Source organism: Pedobacter kyungheensis (assembly GCF_000812965.1).
GTDB lineage: Bacteria > Bacteroidota > Bacteroidia > Sphingobacteriales > Sphingobacteriaceae > Pedobacter > Pedobacter kyungheensis.
Window position 1 is genome coordinate 211,004 of sequence record NZ_JSYN01000004.1, and the last position, 17,452, is coordinate 228,455.

19 protein-coding genes are annotated in these 17,452 nt (G+C 40.3%); 11 read left to right on the plus strand and 8 right to left on the minus strand.

All coding sequences use genetic code 11. From position 1 onward, the window contains the following. Positions 1–77 precede the first annotated feature (77 nt). The 5 genes from OC25_RS04920 to OC25_RS04940 form a co-directional block, all read right to left on the minus strand. On the minus strand, positions 78–704 hold the full coding sequence (locus tag OC25_RS04920; RefSeq protein WP_039472393.1) for a hypothetical protein: 627 nt from the start codon (positions 702–704) through the stop codon (positions 78–80). A gap of 10 nt (positions 705–714) precedes the next feature. Beyond that, positions 715–1,077 carry a response regulator gene (locus tag OC25_RS04925; RefSeq protein ID WP_039472397.1) on the minus strand — a complete coding sequence of 121 codons (363 nt, stop codon included), beginning with the start codon at positions 1,075–1,077 and terminating at the stop codon, positions 715–717. 109 nt (positions 1,078–1,186) lie between these two features. After that, complete coding sequence (locus tag OC25_RS04930; protein ID WP_039472400.1) at positions 1,187–1,942, minus strand: LytR/AlgR family response regulator transcription factor; 756 nt, start codon at positions 1,940–1,942, stop codon at positions 1,187–1,189. Between the two features lie 148 nt (positions 1,943–2,090). Further along, positions 2,091–3,188 carry a sensor histidine kinase gene (locus OC25_RS04935; protein ID WP_039472402.1) on the minus strand — a complete coding sequence of 366 codons (1,098 nt, stop codon included), beginning with the start codon at positions 3,186–3,188 and terminating at the stop codon, positions 2,091–2,093. 101 nt (positions 3,189–3,289) lie between these two features. Further along, positions 3,290–4,030, minus strand: a complete 741-nt coding sequence (locus OC25_RS04940; protein WP_039472404.1) for a LytR/AlgR family response regulator transcription factor — start codon at positions 4,028–4,030, stop codon at positions 3,290–3,292. A gap of 293 nt (positions 4,031–4,323) precedes the next feature. Between OC25_RS04940 and OC25_RS04945 the strand changes: the two genes are divergently transcribed. The 9 genes from OC25_RS04945 (at position 4,324) to OC25_RS04985 (ending at position 11,445) form a co-directional block, all read left to right on the plus strand. After that, positions 4,324–4,602 (plus strand): hypothetical protein, encoded by a 279-nt coding sequence (locus OC25_RS04945; RefSeq protein ID WP_039472406.1) that lies wholly within the window; start codon positions 4,324–4,326, stop codon positions 4,600–4,602. 156 nt (positions 4,603–4,758) lie between these two features. After that, entirely contained in the window at positions 4,759–5,664 is a 906-nt protein-coding gene (locus OC25_RS04950; protein WP_039472408.1) for a MerR family transcriptional regulator, read from the plus strand. Further along, positions 5,648–6,484, plus strand: coding sequence for a phytoene/squalene synthase family protein (locus OC25_RS04955; protein WP_039472409.1), 837 nt, complete (start codon positions 5,648–5,650; stop codon positions 6,482–6,484). The genes OC25_RS04950 and OC25_RS04955 overlap by 17 nt, the downstream gene beginning before the upstream one ends. Next, positions 6,485–7,027: an isopentenyl-diphosphate Delta-isomerase gene (gene idi, locus OC25_RS04960; protein ID WP_039472411.1), complete on the plus strand. Its 543-nt coding sequence runs from the start codon at positions 6,485–6,487 to the stop codon at positions 7,025–7,027. A gap of 372 nt (positions 7,028–7,399) precedes the next feature. Next, on the plus strand, positions 7,400–7,588 hold the full coding sequence (locus OC25_RS04965; protein WP_039472413.1) for a hypothetical protein: 189 nt from the start codon (positions 7,400–7,402) through the stop codon (positions 7,586–7,588). Positions 7,589–7,753: 165 nt separating this feature from the next. Continuing rightward, positions 7,754–8,545: a HipA family kinase gene (locus OC25_RS04970; protein WP_039472415.1), complete on the plus strand. Its 792-nt coding sequence runs from the start codon at positions 7,754–7,756 to the stop codon at positions 8,543–8,545. After that, positions 8,523–8,906 (plus strand): DUF3037 domain-containing protein, encoded by a 384-nt coding sequence (locus tag OC25_RS04975; RefSeq protein ID WP_039472417.1) that lies wholly within the window; start codon positions 8,523–8,525, stop codon positions 8,904–8,906. Before OC25_RS04970 ends, OC25_RS04975 begins: the two co-directional genes overlap by 23 nt. A 205-nt stretch (positions 8,907–9,111) precedes the next feature. After that, positions 9,112–11,013 carry an AAA domain-containing protein gene (locus OC25_RS04980; protein ID WP_039472420.1) on the plus strand — a complete coding sequence of 634 codons (1,902 nt, stop codon included), beginning with the start codon at positions 9,112–9,114 and terminating at the stop codon, positions 11,011–11,013. A 54-nt stretch (positions 11,014–11,067) separates the two neighbouring features. Beyond that, a complete protein-coding gene (locus tag OC25_RS04985) occupies positions 11,068–11,445 on the plus strand; it encodes a response regulator (protein WP_039472422.1) in 378 nt (125 codons plus the stop codon). Here OC25_RS04985 and topB read toward each other — a convergent pair. Further along, on the minus strand, positions 11,442–13,295 hold the full coding sequence (gene topB / locus OC25_RS04990; protein WP_039472425.1) for a DNA topoisomerase III: 1,854 nt from the start codon (positions 13,293–13,295) through the stop codon (positions 11,442–11,444). The genes OC25_RS04985 and topB overlap by 4 nt on opposite strands. Positions 13,296–13,839: 544 nt before the next feature. Here topB and OC25_RS26740 point away from each other — a divergent pair. Beyond that, positions 13,840–14,283 (plus strand): hypothetical protein, encoded by a 444-nt coding sequence (locus OC25_RS26740; protein WP_052265962.1) that lies wholly within the window; start codon positions 13,840–13,842, stop codon positions 14,281–14,283. Here OC25_RS26740 and OC25_RS05005 read toward each other — a convergent pair. Then, positions 14,280–15,065, minus strand: coding sequence for a murein L,D-transpeptidase catalytic domain family protein (locus OC25_RS05005; RefSeq protein WP_039472431.1), 786 nt, complete (start codon positions 15,063–15,065; stop codon positions 14,280–14,282). The genes OC25_RS26740 and OC25_RS05005 overlap by 4 nt on opposite strands. Before the next feature lie 372 nt (positions 15,066–15,437). Between OC25_RS05005 and OC25_RS28425 the strand changes: the two genes are divergently transcribed. Beyond that, positions 15,438–15,560 carry a hypothetical protein gene (locus OC25_RS28425; RefSeq protein WP_255420107.1) on the plus strand — a complete coding sequence of 41 codons (123 nt, stop codon included), beginning with the start codon at positions 15,438–15,440 and terminating at the stop codon, positions 15,558–15,560. Here OC25_RS28425 and OC25_RS05010 read toward each other — a convergent pair. After that, the gene (locus OC25_RS05010; RefSeq protein ID WP_039472434.1) at positions 15,544–17,451 is read right to left on the minus strand and encodes a DUF3857 domain-containing transglutaminase family protein; all 1,908 of its coding nucleotides are present in this window, start codon (positions 17,449–17,451) and stop codon (positions 15,544–15,546) included. The genes OC25_RS28425 and OC25_RS05010 overlap by 17 nt on opposite strands. Position 17,452 lies beyond the last annotated feature (1 nt).

The window sequence follows — 17,452 nt, forward strand, 5'->3', positions numbered from 1 at the left end:
TTTGATTATTTCTTTAGCATAAAAAAAGCGGTTACTTATTTAACGTAACCGCTGCCGTATTTTGTATGTATGCGCCACTACAGTTTGCTCAGCAATTTGCTTAAATTGGGTTTAATGCCCAGCGTAATTGGTACAGTGTTGAAAGTGCGGTTTTGTATTTTACCAAAACCATACATATAACTGGTTTCTACAAATAAATTGGCACCCCCAATGTTGTATTCAATACCGCCACCGGCTTCTGCAATGCCCAAACCATTCGATTTGTTGGATTGGGTTACCTGTAGCGTAGCTGCGTTAACGCCTGCTTGCGGAGTAAGTATAATTCCACCTCCGGCACCTGCAAAGCCATAAAAAGCCCATTTATTTACAATTTTACGGTAACCCAGCGCTACATTTAACAGGTAAGTGGTCGACCTTCCTTTTTGTAAAGTATAGGTATAACCTGCGTCAGGGGTAATCTGGTTATAGGCAAAGGCATGTAAACTCACTTTCGGGTAAAGAAATAATCCGCCATTGCCCAGGCCTAAATTTAGCCCCAGCGAAGTAGAAAATTTAGGTTTAAAATAATCGGCAGTTTCGCCTACCGGGAAAGCCAGGCCTATACCACTCATGGAGTACAGCTTATCTGGCCTGCTTTGTGCTTTTACCTGGGTTGATACTGCCGTGCATAGCAAAATGCCTGCGGTTAACAATCTTAAATTCATATCTGGTGCTTTAGTTTTCCGTCAAAGTGCCTACTTTCTGTAACAAACTGTTTATTGTAAATGGCTTCTGTAAGTAATCGTCAGGATGATAGCTTTGCGATACGACATAACTTTCATCAAACCTGGCTGATGTAAGCATAACCGGTATATTATTGCTTTCGCTACTTAACCTTAACTGTTTAAACACAGCACGCCCATCCATTCCGTTTAACATGATATCCAGAATAATCAGATCCGGGTTAAAGTCTCTAACGGCTTTAAAAATAAAACGTGGCGATAAGAGCGGATAAACTTGATAATTTTCGGTTTCTAATATCTCTTGCACTACCTCTAATACATCTGGATCATCATCCACAACCAATACTTTTTTCAAAACAGATAATCAATTATTTTATTAAATAGACTATGCTAATACAAATCTTGTACAATAATGTTTTGATGAAAATGAAATTTGGAAGATATGTGCTCGGGAATTCAGAATACTATAAGGTACGTGGCTCAGAATTTTCGCCAGATTGATTGCTTTTAACAAATCTTGCAAACTGATCTTTATAAGCTTCAAAAACAGTATACATGGCTTCGTTAGATAAAAGTACGCTATCGCCCAGTATACTTTTAATGTGCTGTTTGGCAATAATAACGGTCGGGCTTATCTGAATAAATGCCGAATGCTTTTTAAGCATGTTAAGCATTTTGGTGAAATTAGACCTTGAGCTTAAAAAAGTGCTCACAGTTGTTTTGAACTGTACGTCATGTTCAATATCCTCAACCGCAATAAGGTCGTTCAGGTCGATTCTAATCAGGTTACCATCATCACCTTGTAACGGAATGTAGAAGAAATTTTCTTCAAAAATAGAGAAAGGGTTAACCTCTTTTTTACCGGTAGGATATAGGTTGTTTATGGTTTTGGTAAAATGCAAAATAGAATAGGGCTTGAGCAGGTAAGCATCTGCATCTACTTTAAAGGCATCTATAGCATAGCGGGCGTGAGCAGTGGTAAAAACAAGATGTTTGGTTTTTTGCCTGAGCAAACCAGCCAGTTCTATGCCCGACAGGGAAGGCATTTCTACATCCAGAAAGATAATATCAACAGGATTGGAAGCAGAAATTTCTGCAAGGGCCTGCGTGGGTTCTGTGAAAGTTTGAATAAGCTTTAGGTCAGGTAGCTTATTCATATAGGCTATCAGATTCTCTAATGAATGGGGATCATCATCGATAGCGATACAACTGATTGACATTTTAGATAGGTTTAGATGCTGCAAATTACAACTTCAGTTATTAAAATGGAAAAAATTAACCTTCCTGAATGATTTTTATCTAATCGGCAAGGAAAATGATCTTCTCTGCTGAAATTTTAGTGATTTGCAGAAATTTCAGGTAAAAATACTAAAGCTGATTGTTTTTTTTAATTGTAATCGATAATGTTACCCTGAAATAATGGTTAGCATCTGCAGTATAATCGAAAGTTGCGTCGCTTCCGTAAGTGTAAGCCAGGCGCTTTTTAATGTTCTCTAATCCGGCTTGCAAGCCCGAATGATCTTTAATTTTCTTAATCAGATTTGCTGTTTCAATAATGAGTTTACCCTGTTCTGCTTTAATACTTATTTCGGCAGGGTAGGCCGGTTTTAATAGCTCGCCATGTTTAAACATGTTTTCGGCCAGGGTAATCAGTACCATGGGGATAATTTTAATCCTGCGGATTTCATCATCATACCAAAAACGTAAACTTATGCCATGATTCTTGCGTAACTGGTGCAAATTGATCAGGTTTTCTACCTGGTTAATTTCTTCGGCCAGCAACACAAAATCTTTGTCCTTGTTATTGTCTACCGAATAGCGCATCATCTCTGAGAGGGAAAGAATGGTTTCTGCAGCAATGGGCGACGATTCGCGGGCGTGCTGATAAATAAAATCCAAAGTATTAAACAACAGGTGTGGCTGTATTTGGGCTTTTAAGAAGGCATTTTCTGATTTTGCCAGTTGAATAAGGTTGTTTAGGCGTTGTTTTTCTAATTCTTCTGTTTTCTTTCGCTCTTTAATATACCTGATCAGGAAATAATAACCGGTAGAAAAGCACATGAAATAAACACAGCGGTATAAAGGAGCAGAAAAATAGATCAGATCGAGCGTGATTTTTCTTGATCCGGTATAATCAGTGTAGTTAATAATGATATAATCGAGGCAAATGGAAATACAAAAATAAGCTGCAATTTCGGTTAGCAGTAACAGCGGTAACTTCCATGCGGTTTGCCTCGGTTTGCGAAGTCCTATGGTTAAAATAATATGTGCATGCACATAAAAAGTAGTGATATTGAGCGCATAGTATAAAACATAGGGAGTTAAACGACCAAATTTTCCATTAATCAGGCCGACAATAATGGCTTCGTAAAAAATAAAGATGACCCAGATAATCAGGTGTAGTTTTTTACTGGCTATCCAGTTTAAAACAGGCCATTTTTTTGTGCTTTGGTTTGTTATGCTCATAAGGTTAGACGGCTCGTAAATTCGGAAACGGCAAATAAGTTACCATTCAGCAAGCAAAGTAGCTGATGAATTGGTGATACGAAAATAACAAAAAATTAACGTTAAGACCGGTTTGTTTTAATGGTTTTTTCCCGGATGTAATCCTGAATGCTGTCGCGATAACTGCTGCCGATGTTGATGGTCAGGTTATTGATCATCTTTAAAGTATGGCCTTCAACCTTTTCAATGTAGTTTTTCGCAATAATAAAAGAGCGGTGTGCCTGTGCAAAATTGGGGTAGTTTAACAGGATAACTTTAATCTCAGACAAGGCGATATAGGCAACAATGGTTTCGGTTAATGTAAAAATTCTGACATAATTCTGAAGACTTTCAACCGCAACGATATCTGGATACCTCACTTTGATGAGGTTGTTGTTGTCGTTTTTATTCCTTACAAAGAAGTAATCGTCTTCTTGTTTAAGGTTTATTTGCGGAGTTGCAGGCCTTTTCGGGTACAACATATTGATGGTTTCTGCAAAACGCGCAAAGGTATAAGGCTTTAAGAGGTAGGCACTGGCGTACATTTCGAAAGCTTCGTAGGCGTATTTAGAATGCGACGTGGTGAAGATCAGCTTGTCGGTTTTATGCCTGATCACTTTGGCAAGTTCAAGACCAGAAATAAGGGGCATGTCAACATCCATAAAGATAATGTCGACCGCATCTCCGGCCGTAATTTCATTTAAAGCCCGTAAGGGATCGGTATACGATTTGATAAGCTGGACGTTGGCCAGCGAATTGATGTAAGATACAATGCCATTAACGGCATGAATATCGTCATCAATTACGATACATGTTAGTTTCATTAAGTGCGTGTGTGTTAGTAAAGCTAATTTATAGCATGCATTTTAATTTCAGAAATTAATTTTTGCGGGGTAACTTTTTTTAACACTTTATGTAATAAATATGATACCTGTTTTTTTAAATTAAAAATGTCGGCCTGGAGTGGCTTAAAGCTAATATCCAGGGGCTGTAGAATACACAGAAGTGTGATTTAATTGCTTGTAAAACAATATATTGTATTTTGAATCGTAATAATTTATAGATATATTTATTAAGCGAAATTATCATCCCGGAATTTACCTAAACACCATATCCCATGAAAAATAAAATCCGTACAACCAACCGGTTAAATGTATCAATTACCAAAAAGGTTATCGAATTGCAGGAAAGAGGTTACGATTGCGATTTCTTGTTATTGGCTAATAATAACCTGCTTTGCATGCAAACCAATTTTAAATATCCTTTAAGTGCTGTGTCTATTAAACAAATGGAACACGGTTACGATTTGTTTAGTCATTCGTATAAACACGTACACACCATCGAAACCGGAAACGGCGAAAAAGGGGTGTTGCTTACCGAAGAAGCCTTCAAATAAGCCCGCCTGATATCCTCCGACATCAGGTTTCCAATATTTTCCGCTCTTTTTACTTGTTTTAACTGCATGGGTTTACCCGTTGGCTTTTGCATACGATAAAAATAAATACGGAATTACTTTTTGTTTAAATTTTAACCAATATATTTGAACAAAATAATGACTTATTCAATTTCAGATCTGGAACAGCTTTCGGGCATCTATGCGCATACCATCAGGATTTGGGAGCGGCGTTATGGCGCATTAAGTCCGGCACGCTCGCAGGGGAATACCCGCTTATACGATGATAACCAGTTAAGAAGACTGCTGAATATTGTAAGTTTAATTAAAAGCGGGCTCAAAATCTCTAAAATCTGCTCATTCTCTGATAGTGAAATGAACCAGTTGCTGGATCAGGAATTAACCCATGTAACTGAGGATGAATACAGTGAATACACTGTTTCGCAACTGGTACGACACGGCATAGCCTTTGATGAATTTGCTTTTAACCGGCTGTTGGCCGAATGCATTGATACTTTAGGGCTTTCGGCCTGTTACCGTAAGGTTATTTATCCTTTGCTGGTACGGTTGGGTTTAATGTGGCGTAAAGACGACATTTGTCCGGCACACGAGCATTTTTTATCGAACATTATCCGCCAGAAGATATTTGCGCATATCGATAACCTTCCTGTTCAGCAAAGAAAAGGCCCCAAATGGCTCCTTTTTTTACCTGAATGCGAAGACCACGATATCGGCTTGCTTTTTGCCAGTTACCTGTTGCGGATTTACCACCAGGAAGTTATTTTTTTAGGGAGTAAAGTACCCTTAGATGCTATTGCTAAAGTGTATCCTGCTTTAAATGTTGATCATGTATTGCTTTTTATGGTGAAAACACAATCAGCTATAAAAAACCAGTTATACATCAATCAGTTATCGGCTATTTGTGCATCAGCCCAGATCCACCTTGCCGGAAACAACCAAATGATTGATAAGCTGAAAAACATGAGTCACATTAACCGGTTTAAAACACTTGAAGAATTTGAACAATCAATCCAGTTCCAATCCCTGTATGAAAGAAATTTTTGATCAACTATCTGCCGATTGCAGTCGGCTTACCACTAAAAGATACAGCACCAGCTTTTCTTTCGGTATTTACATGCTTGGAAAGGATTTACGGCTGCCGGTTCATGCCATATATGGTTTTGTGCGTCTGGCCGATGAAATAGTAGATACCTTTCATCATTACGATAAAAAATTTCTGCTCGATAAATTTAAACACGATACTTTTGAAGCAATTAACCTGGGCATTAGTTTAAATCCGATTTTAAATTCTTTTCAGAAGGTTGTTAATCAATATAAAATAGATCACGACCTGATTGTGCTTTTCCTGAAGAGTATGGAAATGGATCTTTCGGAAACCAAATATACGGCCGAGCTTTACAATGAATACATTTTAGGATCGGCCGAAGTGGTAGGTTTAATGTGCCTGAAAGTATTCACCAATGGCAGCAATGCTGATTATGAAAGATTAAAGCCCTATGCCATGAAATTAGGTTCAGCATTTCAGAAAGTGAATTTTCTGCGGGATGTAAAAGCCGACCACCAGGGGTTAAAGCGTAATTATTTTCCAAATGTTAATCTGGCTGCATTTTGCGACACACAAAAGCAGCAGATAGAAACAGAAATAGAACAGGAGTTTGCTGCAGCGCTTTCAGGGATTAAACTTTTACCAGCAAGTTCGCGCAATGGAGTTTATTTAACCTACATCTATTATAAGAAGCTTTTTGGTAAAATAAAACGGCTAAGCGCCGAAAAAATCATGACGGAAAGGATCAGAATTTCAAATACGCGTAAAGTTGGTTTGATGTTTGATTCAATCATCAGGAATAAGTTAAATGTAATATAAATGGAAGAACACGTTATATTGGTAGATGGTGATGATGTGCCCAGGGGGCAGATGGAAAAGATGAAGGCGCACGAAGAAGGGGCATTGCACCGTGCCTTTTCTGTTTTTATTTTCAATTTTAAGCGCGAATTGCTCCTGCAGCAAAGGGCCAAAAGCAAATACCATTCCGGAGGTTTATGGACCAACACGTGTTGCAGTCATCCTAAAATTGGCGAAAGCAATGTGCATGCCGCAAAAAGAAGGCTTAAAGAAGAAATGGGAATGGAGTGTGATATCAGTTACCTGTTTAAATTTACTTACAAAGCCGAATTTGATAATGGCTTAACTGAACATGAAGTAGACCATGTTTTTTTTGGAATGACTGATGAACTGCCGGTGATTAACAAAGCAGAAGTAGAAGATTTTAAATATATGGACTTAGTGTCGTTACAGGAAGATATTAATCTTAATCCTGAGGCATACAGCCCATGGTTAAGGATTTGTTTAGATAAGGTAGTGAGACACGCTTCAACCGCCAGAACAAAAAACGGGCATACAGCCTAAGCCATATACCCGTATCTAAATTAACGCTCTCGAGGACAAATATAGGAGTAGTTTAGAAAATTGCAAGCGTTTTAACATTTCTTTTACTTTAAGATTATACTCGAATAGCTAATCTGAATATTTTTTGATCTGGTAAGCGCTTAACGATGAGCAGCTTAAAGGTTTACAATTAAATCAAACTTTTTTTAGATATAATTTTACCTATTTACTTAGTTTTTAGAGCTTTAGTGAAATGCTTGTAAGCTATCTTTTCAAAGCAGGTGATTCCAGTTTTTGTAATTAATGGCTTTTTTTATGGCTCACGGTTGAGTTAAACAGGAAACATTTTGAGTATATTTATGTTATTCAAATTGTATTTAATTGCTAACTGTTATGGAAAGATCAGAAATCATTTCTCTATTAGAAATAATCAATCAACAGATGAGTTCTTCTATTCTGGGCGGGATGGAAGAGGATTACGAAGAATTAGAAAGTATGGGGCTAATTAAAATTAACCGCGAATCGGTTCAGTGGTCTGCGGCAATGACACCCCTGGGTAATCAATACCTCGGGCACGATTAGCCTGTCACACTTTAAATACCATTTGTTTCTTCAAAATACCCGCCGGAAAACCTTTGGCATTTCTGGTTGACTAAACTTTGACCGAATAATTGCTTTAATTCTGTTAAATTTGCCGCTGGTTTAGAACGCTACATTTCCTAAATAAAAGTCGTTCTATCTGTGTTTATGAACGATTTACAATTAAGAACAGTAAATGTAACCCGCTACGTTACGCCACTGCGTGAAGGAGGTTCTATGCCTGCCATAGCCGAGGCCGACGATAGCTTTTTATATGTGCTAAAATTCAGAGGTGCCGGGCAAGGTCCGAGGGCGCTCATTGCCGAATTAATTGGCGGCGAAATCGCCAGGATTTTAGGCCTCCGCGTACCCGAACTGGTGTTTGCCAATTTAGACGAAGCCTTTGGTCGTACCGAACCCGATGAAGAGATACAGGATTTATTGAAAGCCAGTGTTGGGTTAAACCTCGCCCTGCATTACTTATCGGGGGCGATAACTTTCGATCCAACTGTAACGACAGTAGATGCTACACTGGCCTCGCAAATTGTGTGGCTCGATTGCTTTTTAACCAACATGGACCGCACCTGCAGAAATACCAATATGCTGGTGTGGCACAAAGAGCTTTGGTTAATTGATCATGGTGCATCTTTATATTTCCACCATTCGTGGCAAAACTGGGAAGAACAGGCCGCTAAGCCTTTTTATCTGGTTAAAGACCATGTTTTATTGCCCTGGGCTACCGAACTGGAGCAGGTAAACGAAGCCTTCAAAAAAATCGTAACCCCTGAAAAAATTGAAGCCGTAATTGCTTTACTTCCGGATAACTGGCTGGAAGGTGAAACTATTTTCGACAGTACAGCCGAGCACCGTAAAGCTTACGCACATTTTTTAACCACGAGGTTATTACACGCTGATAATATGATAAAAGAAGCACAACATGCAAGAGAAGTTCTTATTTGAGTATGCTGTGATCCGCGTGATGCCTAGGGTAGAACGCGAAGAATTTATGAATGTCGGCATTATTTTGTTTTGTGCCAGGCAGAAGTTTTTAAAGAGTATTTTTGTTTTAGATGAAACCCGTATGCTCGCTTTTTCGCCTAAAATTGATTTAGATGAACTGAAAGCCAACCTTTGCGCTTTCGAGCGGATTAGTGTAGCGGCAAAAGGATCCGGACCAATTGGTCAGTACGATCAAGCTTCACGTTTCAGGTGGCTTACTGCAACCCGGAGTACGGTAGTACAATGCTCTAAAGTGCACCCGGGGCTTTGTACAGATGCCGAAGAAACCTTATTGAGGCTGCATGAAGAGCTGGTTTTATGATAAGGCCATGCGCTGAGCGTATAGCGTTCGGCGTTTTGAACCGGCTTAAACCATTACCCTGTAAGTAATGATCAAATCACAATGTTCAATCCCGATGATAGATTGAGATTGACATTCGGGATTCAGTTAACCGCTTAATCAACAGGTAATTTAATAAACCAGCCATACAACAATTAACCAATTTAAACAGTTAACCCCTTCACCATTGCCTAAAGAATATTTTAAACAGCTTCAGCATTTGCTTGATATAGAGCGTGAAGAAGATTTACAGTCATACTTAAAACTTACCGAAAATACTTCTGCAGCAGATAGAAGGGCCCTGGGTTTAACCTGGTATCCTATAGCCATCAGAAATACGGAGATTGGTCGTGGCGATTACCTTACGGTTGAGCTCGAACGTACCACGCACCAGGAATTTTCGCATCAATTCAGGTTTGGCTCATCAGTGGTGTTGTTTTCCAACCACGATGCCAAAACCGACCGTATAGAAGGGATAATAACGCACCAGAGCGGCAGCCGGATGAAAATTAGCTTCAGGGTTGATGAGCTGCCAGATTGGAGCAGGGATGGAAAACTGGGCGTCGATTTGTTGTTTGATAACAACAGCTACGATGAAATGCAGGCCGCGCTGAAACAGGCTACCCATTTAGCTGAAAATGAAGCAGAAAATAAACTAATCCGCATTTTAACCCGGGGCGATAAACCTTCTTTCCGGGGCGAGGAGAAATTTATTATCCCCAATACTTTAAACGCATCGCAACAGCTGGCGGTTAACAAAATTATTTCGGCCGATCATTTAGCTATTGTGCATGGTCCGCCAGGAACAGGAAAAACAACCACGCTCGTTCACGCCATTAAATCGCTGGCGAAACACAGCGATCAAAAGATTCTGGTGGTAGCGCCAAGCAATACCGCAGTTGATCTGCTGACCGAAAAATTAGCTGCCGAAGGATTGAAAGTAATCCGTGTAGGCAATCCGGCAAGGGTATCTGAAAGGTTACTGGCCGCTACGCTCGATCACCAAATGGCAGATCACCCGGATATGAAAACCATTAAAGTGCTTAAAAAACAGGCTGCCGAATTTAAAAATATGGCCCATAAGTATAAGCGTAGCTTTGGTAAGGCAGAACGCGACCAGCGGAAAGCCCTTTTTGATGAGGCCCACAAAATTGGTCGTGAAGTAGAAAAAACCGAGCAGTACATTATGGATAATCTGTTTAGCAAAGCACAGATTATTACTGCAACCCTGGTTGGTGCTAACCACTATACCGTACGTAACCTAAGCTATGAAACCATAGTTATAGACGAGGCCGGACAGGCCCTGGAGCCAGCCTGCTGGATTCCGATTTTGAAAGCCCGGAAGGTGATATTGGCAGGAGATCATTTCCAGCTTTCGCCTACCATTAAATCTAACGAAGCATCAAAAAATGGCTTGAGCAATACCTTACTCGAAAAAACTGCAGGCCTTCATCCCGAATCGGTTGTACGCTTAAACGAACAGTACCGCATGCATAAGGACATTATGGGCTATTCGTCAAAAGTATTTTATCAGGATGCTTTAAAGGCACATCATTCGGTAGCCGATCGTTTGCTTTTTGCCGATGATGCCCCGATTAATTTTATCGATACAGCGGGTTGCAGCTTTGAAGAAAAATTAGATGGTACGAGTACCACAAACCCTGATGAAGCGGCCTTTTTGGTTAAACATCTAAGCCATTTGGTCGATAATTTGCAGACAGATTCATTTCCTTCAATCGCCATTGTTTCGCCGTATAAGCAACAGGTTCAGCTTTTAACAACCCTGATTGACGATAATGAGGCTTTGGCTCCTTACCGTAAACAGATTGCAGTAAATACCATCGATAGTTTTCAGGGACAAGAACGCGACGTGGTGTACATTAGCCTTACCAGAAGTAATGCCGAGGGTACCATTGGCTTTTTAGCCGATACCCGCAGAATGAATGTGGCCATGACCAGGGCAAAGAAGAAACTGGTTGTTATAGGTGATAGTGCAACCTTATCAAAATCAAAGTTTTATGCCGATTTTATCGAATATACCGAAAAACTAGCCGCCTATCATAGCGCATGGGAGTACACGGATTTGTAAAAAATGATTGAATTTTGAATGGGATGAGTTACATTTAAATTCATTTTCCGTGAAATGGTAGAAAATATTAAAATTCTGATTGCCGACGACAGTGATCTGATGAGACTATTGATGAAGCGTTTTTTTACAAGATGGCTGGGGTCTCCGGTTATTGTAGAAATGGATAATCTGCCCAGTACTATTGAATTACTCCGCCAGGAAAAGTTCAGTTTCCTCTTACTGGATATTAACATGCCAACAGGCGACAGCTCTCCTGATACAGTGAGGGAAATCTTAAACATTCAGCCAGATATCAAAATCTGCATGTTTAGCGGCAATAACAAGGCTGCACTCGAACAAAGTTATCTCGAGGCAGGAGCAATCGGCTTTATAGAAAAAGACGAAAACATGAGTGCAGCGATGGAACAGGTAATTAAAGAAGCCTTTAGTTAAGCTTTTTCCAATTTCTTTTCCTCGTTAAGCTTGCCCGAAATGCTTGCGCCTGCAATTAACAATTCGTTTGTTATCATTTTGGTATATTCGGTAATTTCTGATTTGAAATCTTTAACCGATGAACCTGAGCGGATTTCTTCCAGGCGCTTTTCCCACTGGCCGGTTAATTCTGCCTGTGCAATTTGCTTATCTTTCACTACTTCGTACACTGCTAAACCCTTATTGGTTGGCACGAGGTTACGTTTTTCGCGGGTAATGTATTCACGTGTAATTAAAGTTTCTATAATCGATGCACGGGTTGCTGGTGTACCTAAACCACTATCTTTCATGGCATAACGCAACTCCTCATCCTCAATTTCCTTACCGCAGGTTTCGAGGGCTTTTAACAACGACGCTTCGTTATACATCGATTTCGGCTTGGTTTGCTTTTCTAAAAGGTTTTTTTCGTTGATGGGTAAAAGTTCGCCAACAGCAACTTTAGGTAAGGCTGCATTGTCTTCGTCTTTTTTATCATCTTCAGGATCGTTAAATACTGCGCGCCAGCCAGCCGAGCGGATTACCGTACCATTGGCTACAAAGGTAACACCCGATTGAATGGTTATTTTGGTCAGGTCTTTCAGACATTCCTGGTGGAAAGCTTCGAGCATTCGACCTACCACCATATCATACACAGCCTGTTTATCGGGGCTAAGTCCGTAGGCTTGTTCACCGGTAGGCAAAACAGCATGGTGATCGGTTACTTTTTTAGCATTAACACTCCGTTTATTCAGCGCTACTGTTTGTAAAAACTGTGCCTGTTTTCCAAAATCAGGGTGATCGGTAAATTTGGCAATCAGATCAGGTACGCCGGCATATACATCATCGCCTATATAACGCGAGCCTGTACGTGGATAGGAAACCAGCTTGCTCTCGTATAAATTTTGCAGGATATTCAGCGTTTGGTCGGCGGTATAGCCCTTTTTCTTGTTCGCTTCCTGTTGCAGGCTACTTAAATCGTGCAAAAGTGGAGGTGGTTCTTTACGGGGTTTGGCCTCTACGGCAGTAATGTTACCACCGGTTGGGAAACCCGATGCCACATCTTCAACGAGGGCAAATAGCTTTTCTACTTCTTCTTTGTCCTTGTAGTTGGAGGTAGATATGGCTTTAAAAACCTGTTCGTCTTTACTAAGCAGGATGGCGATCTGATAATAGGTTTGTGGCACAAAATTTTTAATCTCCAGGTAGCGCGCACAAATCATGGCAAGGGTAGGGGTTTGTACCCGGCCAAGCGAAAGTACGGTACGGTTACCTGCCGAAATACTTAAGGCCTGCGTAGCATTCATGCCCACCAGCCAATCCGATTCGGAGCGGCAATGTGCCGAATTAAATAAGGTATCGTAATCGGTTCCCGGTTTTAAATTCCTGAAACCATCTTTTATGGCTTCATCAGTTTGAGAGGAAATCCAAAGGCGCTTAAAAGGTTTTTTACACTTTAAGAAGTAGTAAATGTACCTGAAGATGAGTTCACCTTCACGCCCGGCATCGGTTGCTACAATAATTTCGGTAGCCTCATCAAAAAGCATCTTAATGGTGTCGAGCTGTTTTTTTACAGCAGGATCATCAACAAAGCCGTCTTTGGTTTTTATCTTACGGATAGCCAGCTTAAATTTCTGCGGCAGCATGGGCAAATGTTGCTTTCGCCAACCAATAAAACCATAATCCTGTGGAGGTGCCAATTGCAGTAAATGCCCGAATGCCCAGGTAAAAGAATAGCCTTTACCTTCAATATATCCGTCTTTTCTGGTGGTAGCCCCGAAAACTTTTGCAAGCTCACGGCCAACAGATGGCTTTTCTGCAATTACAATCTTCATGAATTGGTTTTATCTTTTCAAACCTCAAATATGCTTAAAATAATGGCAAGAGGACCAATAAAATTATTCACAAATAGCCATGTAGTTGATTTTAAATGTAATGGCAGGGATGAGTTAGGATTAAAAAGCCACTGATTAACAGATTAGGATGTGGTTAGGTAATCTGTAGCGAAATTAGACTTATGGATACTGAATATCACGGCCTGAATTGAGATAGACCTTATTTTACTTTGATTTGTCGCTGCACACTGCAGGAAGGTTTCAAAGTAGGTTTGATTTGTCGCTGCACACTGCAGGAAGGTTTCAAAGTAGGTTTGATTTGTTGCTGCACGCTGCAGGAAGGTTTCAAAGTAGGTTTGATTTGTTGCTGCATACTGCAGGAAGGTTTCAAAGTAAAATGGCGGCTTTACAATTATACCGATGATTTATCGCTTGCAGGCAAACAAACGAGGCCGTAATTTGTCGATGTTGTAGATTTTGTGTGAATGGGTTTAACAAAAGGCCTTTACTTTAATCTAACCAATCAAAAATGAATTAAGGCTCAATGGATAAAACTTACGAACTGGCAGGAGAACAAATTAAAGCAGACCTCGAACCGCAAATTATCAGGGTATATAGCAATGCTGCATTGTGGCAATATTTAAGCGTTACGCCACAAATAAGGTTTAACCAGCTTGTAAATACGATTAAAGCAGATTACGAAACGGAGTTTGGGCAAGCGCTTGCTATTGATAACCGTTCCTTAATTGTGGAGATTTTGGTGCATGTATATTGCGATTACCTGGGCTTATCTTTTAACAGACTGGTAAAGGTAACCTGGATTCAGAACCTGGTTAAAAAGTTGTTAAAACGCGCCGAAGTGGTTGATTGTGGTGAAAAAGGAGTTGATGGAAACAGATGGGTATGGGATTTACTGGCTCCCTGTGCACCGCTTTTCATCAAACTCCTGCCTAAAAATATGAATGCCAAAAATATTAAGCAGCATTAATCTACCTGTGCAGCTAAAACTTGTTCCTGATTTAAAGCTACACTGGCAGCCAGGGTTTCGTTTAAAAAAGACGAATGATAGGGCTGATCTGAATTATTGATAAACAATACCGTATGATCTGAAATGCTATTAATAACCTGATCGGCCAGCTTAGCCGGTACCGCCGGGCAACCCTGGCTTCTGCCCAGTCGGCCAAGCTCATTTATGGTTTGTTGCGAAACATAATCGGCACCGTGTACCACTATTGATCTTTCGCGTGCCTTATTGTTAAAGCCCTGGTCCATACCATCCAATCTAAGCGAACGGCCGTGTTTGCCATAATAGATTTCGCCGGTTACATAAAATCCCAAACTGCTCTGGTTAGAGCTCATGTTGTTCGAAAAATGTGCCGGCTTATCGCCACCGCTGTTTTGTCCGTGCGCTACCCAGGTATTCATCAGTAGTTTTTTATGGTCCAAATCAATAATGTACAGGCGCTTTTTTGTGCTTTCCTGATCAAAGTCGGCAATGGTTAATATGGATTTAGCGCTTAACAAACCGGAATATTTCATGTTGTAGAATCCGGTTAAAGCTTTCTCGAAAACCTGTTCGTTTAACCCGGCCGAATCGAGATGTACGCTGTGGTACAGGTTCGTAATATATTGATTGTAGAGGCTGTCGGCAGCAATGTTTTTAACTGCCTGTTGTTGTGTTTGTGGAAGCTCCACGGCTTTCCAACTTGTTCCGACAATGCTCATCCCCACTAAAAAAATCGCAGCAATGCCCAGGATTTGTTTCTTCATTCAGTTTGATTTGATAATGAGTTATTTATACGGTGGTTTTTCGTATTTGTTGTGTACTACAGGTTTTGTAGTGCCGCAAATACAAAGGGTTTTACACTTTTGTGACTTAAAGCACTGAGATATAGCGCTGAGGAGTAGATGTTTTGTCGTGGCACGCGCCTGATATCCCGCAGATTTCGCGAAGGGTGCAGGTTTTATTCTGCGTTGATCACCTTAAATCAGCGGGGGATAATTTTTGGAAGTCCTTTGGTTCCCCGCAGATTCAACAGAAAAATGGCGCAGATTAAACTGATGTTATGTAAGCACCAATTATCTTAAATCAGCGGGAAAAACCCTTACTGATCTTTAAATCTAATTGTTTATTTTTGCGCCATGCCAAACCAAGAAAATGATTATTCGTTCTGGACTAAATACAAAAGATTTGCTTCTACCGAGATCTTAATGTACCTGATCATGATTATCGGTATTGCCCTCGGCATTATTTTTTTAAGCTAAGTGCCAGTTTAAGATAATCGGCTCCGTTTACATCATTAATAAATTTCGAAAACTCTTCGTATTGCGCAGCCGGAAAAGTTCCATCGTTTAGCACAAATTTGCGGTAATAGGTAAGCTTATTTCCGTTAATACTCGTTTTGCAGGTGTACTGACCAAACGCACTTTTAAACGCTTTATCATGTGCCGTGATTAAACTGGTATCTACTCCATCCGGAAGTGTATAAACAATAGTGTCTTCGTCTGTATAACCGCGGTTAATGTAAACCGGCAAAGTTCTGTTTTTAATTTCGGGTACCGATTTTTTGATGTTAAAAGCATTGAGCTGCAAAAACATCTTATCGCCATTTAGCGGTGCATAATTTCTGATACTCAGGTTTACTTCTTCGGTCAATTTGGGGTCGATATCTTTCTTTTGCGCCAAAACAACAGCATCAAAATCGATATTGTCAATATTGTAGGCTTCTTTTAGCAACTTATGCTGCTCGGTTACCGATTTACCAATAAGCGATTCCTGGTTATCATATTGTGCACCGGAATAAACGGTATTCATTTTACCCGATATGTTTCCGTTGCTTTCTACAGTAAGATTAGCTGTTCTGATTTGACGGTTTTCGGCTGTGGTAAGCTTGGGGGTATGGAGTATTTTACCTCCTTCTGCGGTACAGGCCAGTACCAATCTGTCATCGGTAAAATCGCTTAAAAAGCCAAAAGGTATTTTCTGACTGGTGCATTCTAACCAGGTGGTATCGCTTTTCAAGGGCATACACAAAATGATGTGGTTGCCTTGTGCCATGCTGGCATAAGTGGGATTCAGGCTTTTCTTCTCCGAACCAGCTTCCACTACACAATAGTATGAATCAATGTCGGCCGCTTTTAATAAACCTTGCATATAATTAACCAAAGCTTTACAATCGCCATAACCCAAACGGTCTACTTCGCTGGCTGCAATGGGCTGGAACCCCCCAATGCCAATCTGTACGCTAATATATCTTGTTTTTTCCTGCAGGTACTGGTAAATTTTACGGGCTTTATCTTTGTCAGTTTTTTCGTCTTTTACCAATTCTTTAACCATTTGTACAGTTGCCGGTGGCAATGCTGTGCGACTGGTTAACAAATCATCGTATATCCATTTGCCCAAATCCTGCCAGTTGGTATAATTTCCCTTATGGCCGTAATAATAAAACTCCTGAGGTGCAATTTGAATGCTGGTGCGGTAAGTTTCGGGGTCAGGGCTGTAAGGTTCTGTTCTCACGGCTAAAACATTGCTTACTTTCCAGATTGTCTTTTTTTGCTTTTCATCTGTAAGTACTTCGGGCTCGCCAGTATAGTTTTGTGTTTTTATCCGAACCTGATCGGTTGGTTTGCTGATAAAAGTATAACTGCTTTTTTCTACCGAAACGTCGTTTGCTGGTTTGGGTGTCCAATCGGGGATAAGCAGATTTTGTTTGTTCCTGATTTCGTAATTATAAACTACCGTGTAGGGGTACTGACTTACCGAAGGTAAATAATGTTTCACCCGGCTATCTACAAAGAGTGAAAAGCCATCGGCAGCGCTGGCATCAGTAAAATCGTTTTGGGTAAACTTGCCGGTTAATTTACCAACAGCATTATAAACTTCGCCTTTTATACTTTTTATAGAGATGTTCTTGTCGTAAAAAACTACCAATCGCGCTTCATCCTCACCATTTTCGTTAAATACGGTTATGGCCTTTTTAACACTCATCATTACATTATCCGGCGAACGCATATCGATGGTGGTTTCCTCATTACGGATGCAGGCATTGGCCCTGTTGCGCAATGTGGCGGGTACCAGGTCTGCATCGTAATTATCCTGACTAAAAACGTTTAAAGAAGTTGCTAATAAAAGAAAAAAGGCAAATAAGGTTCTCATT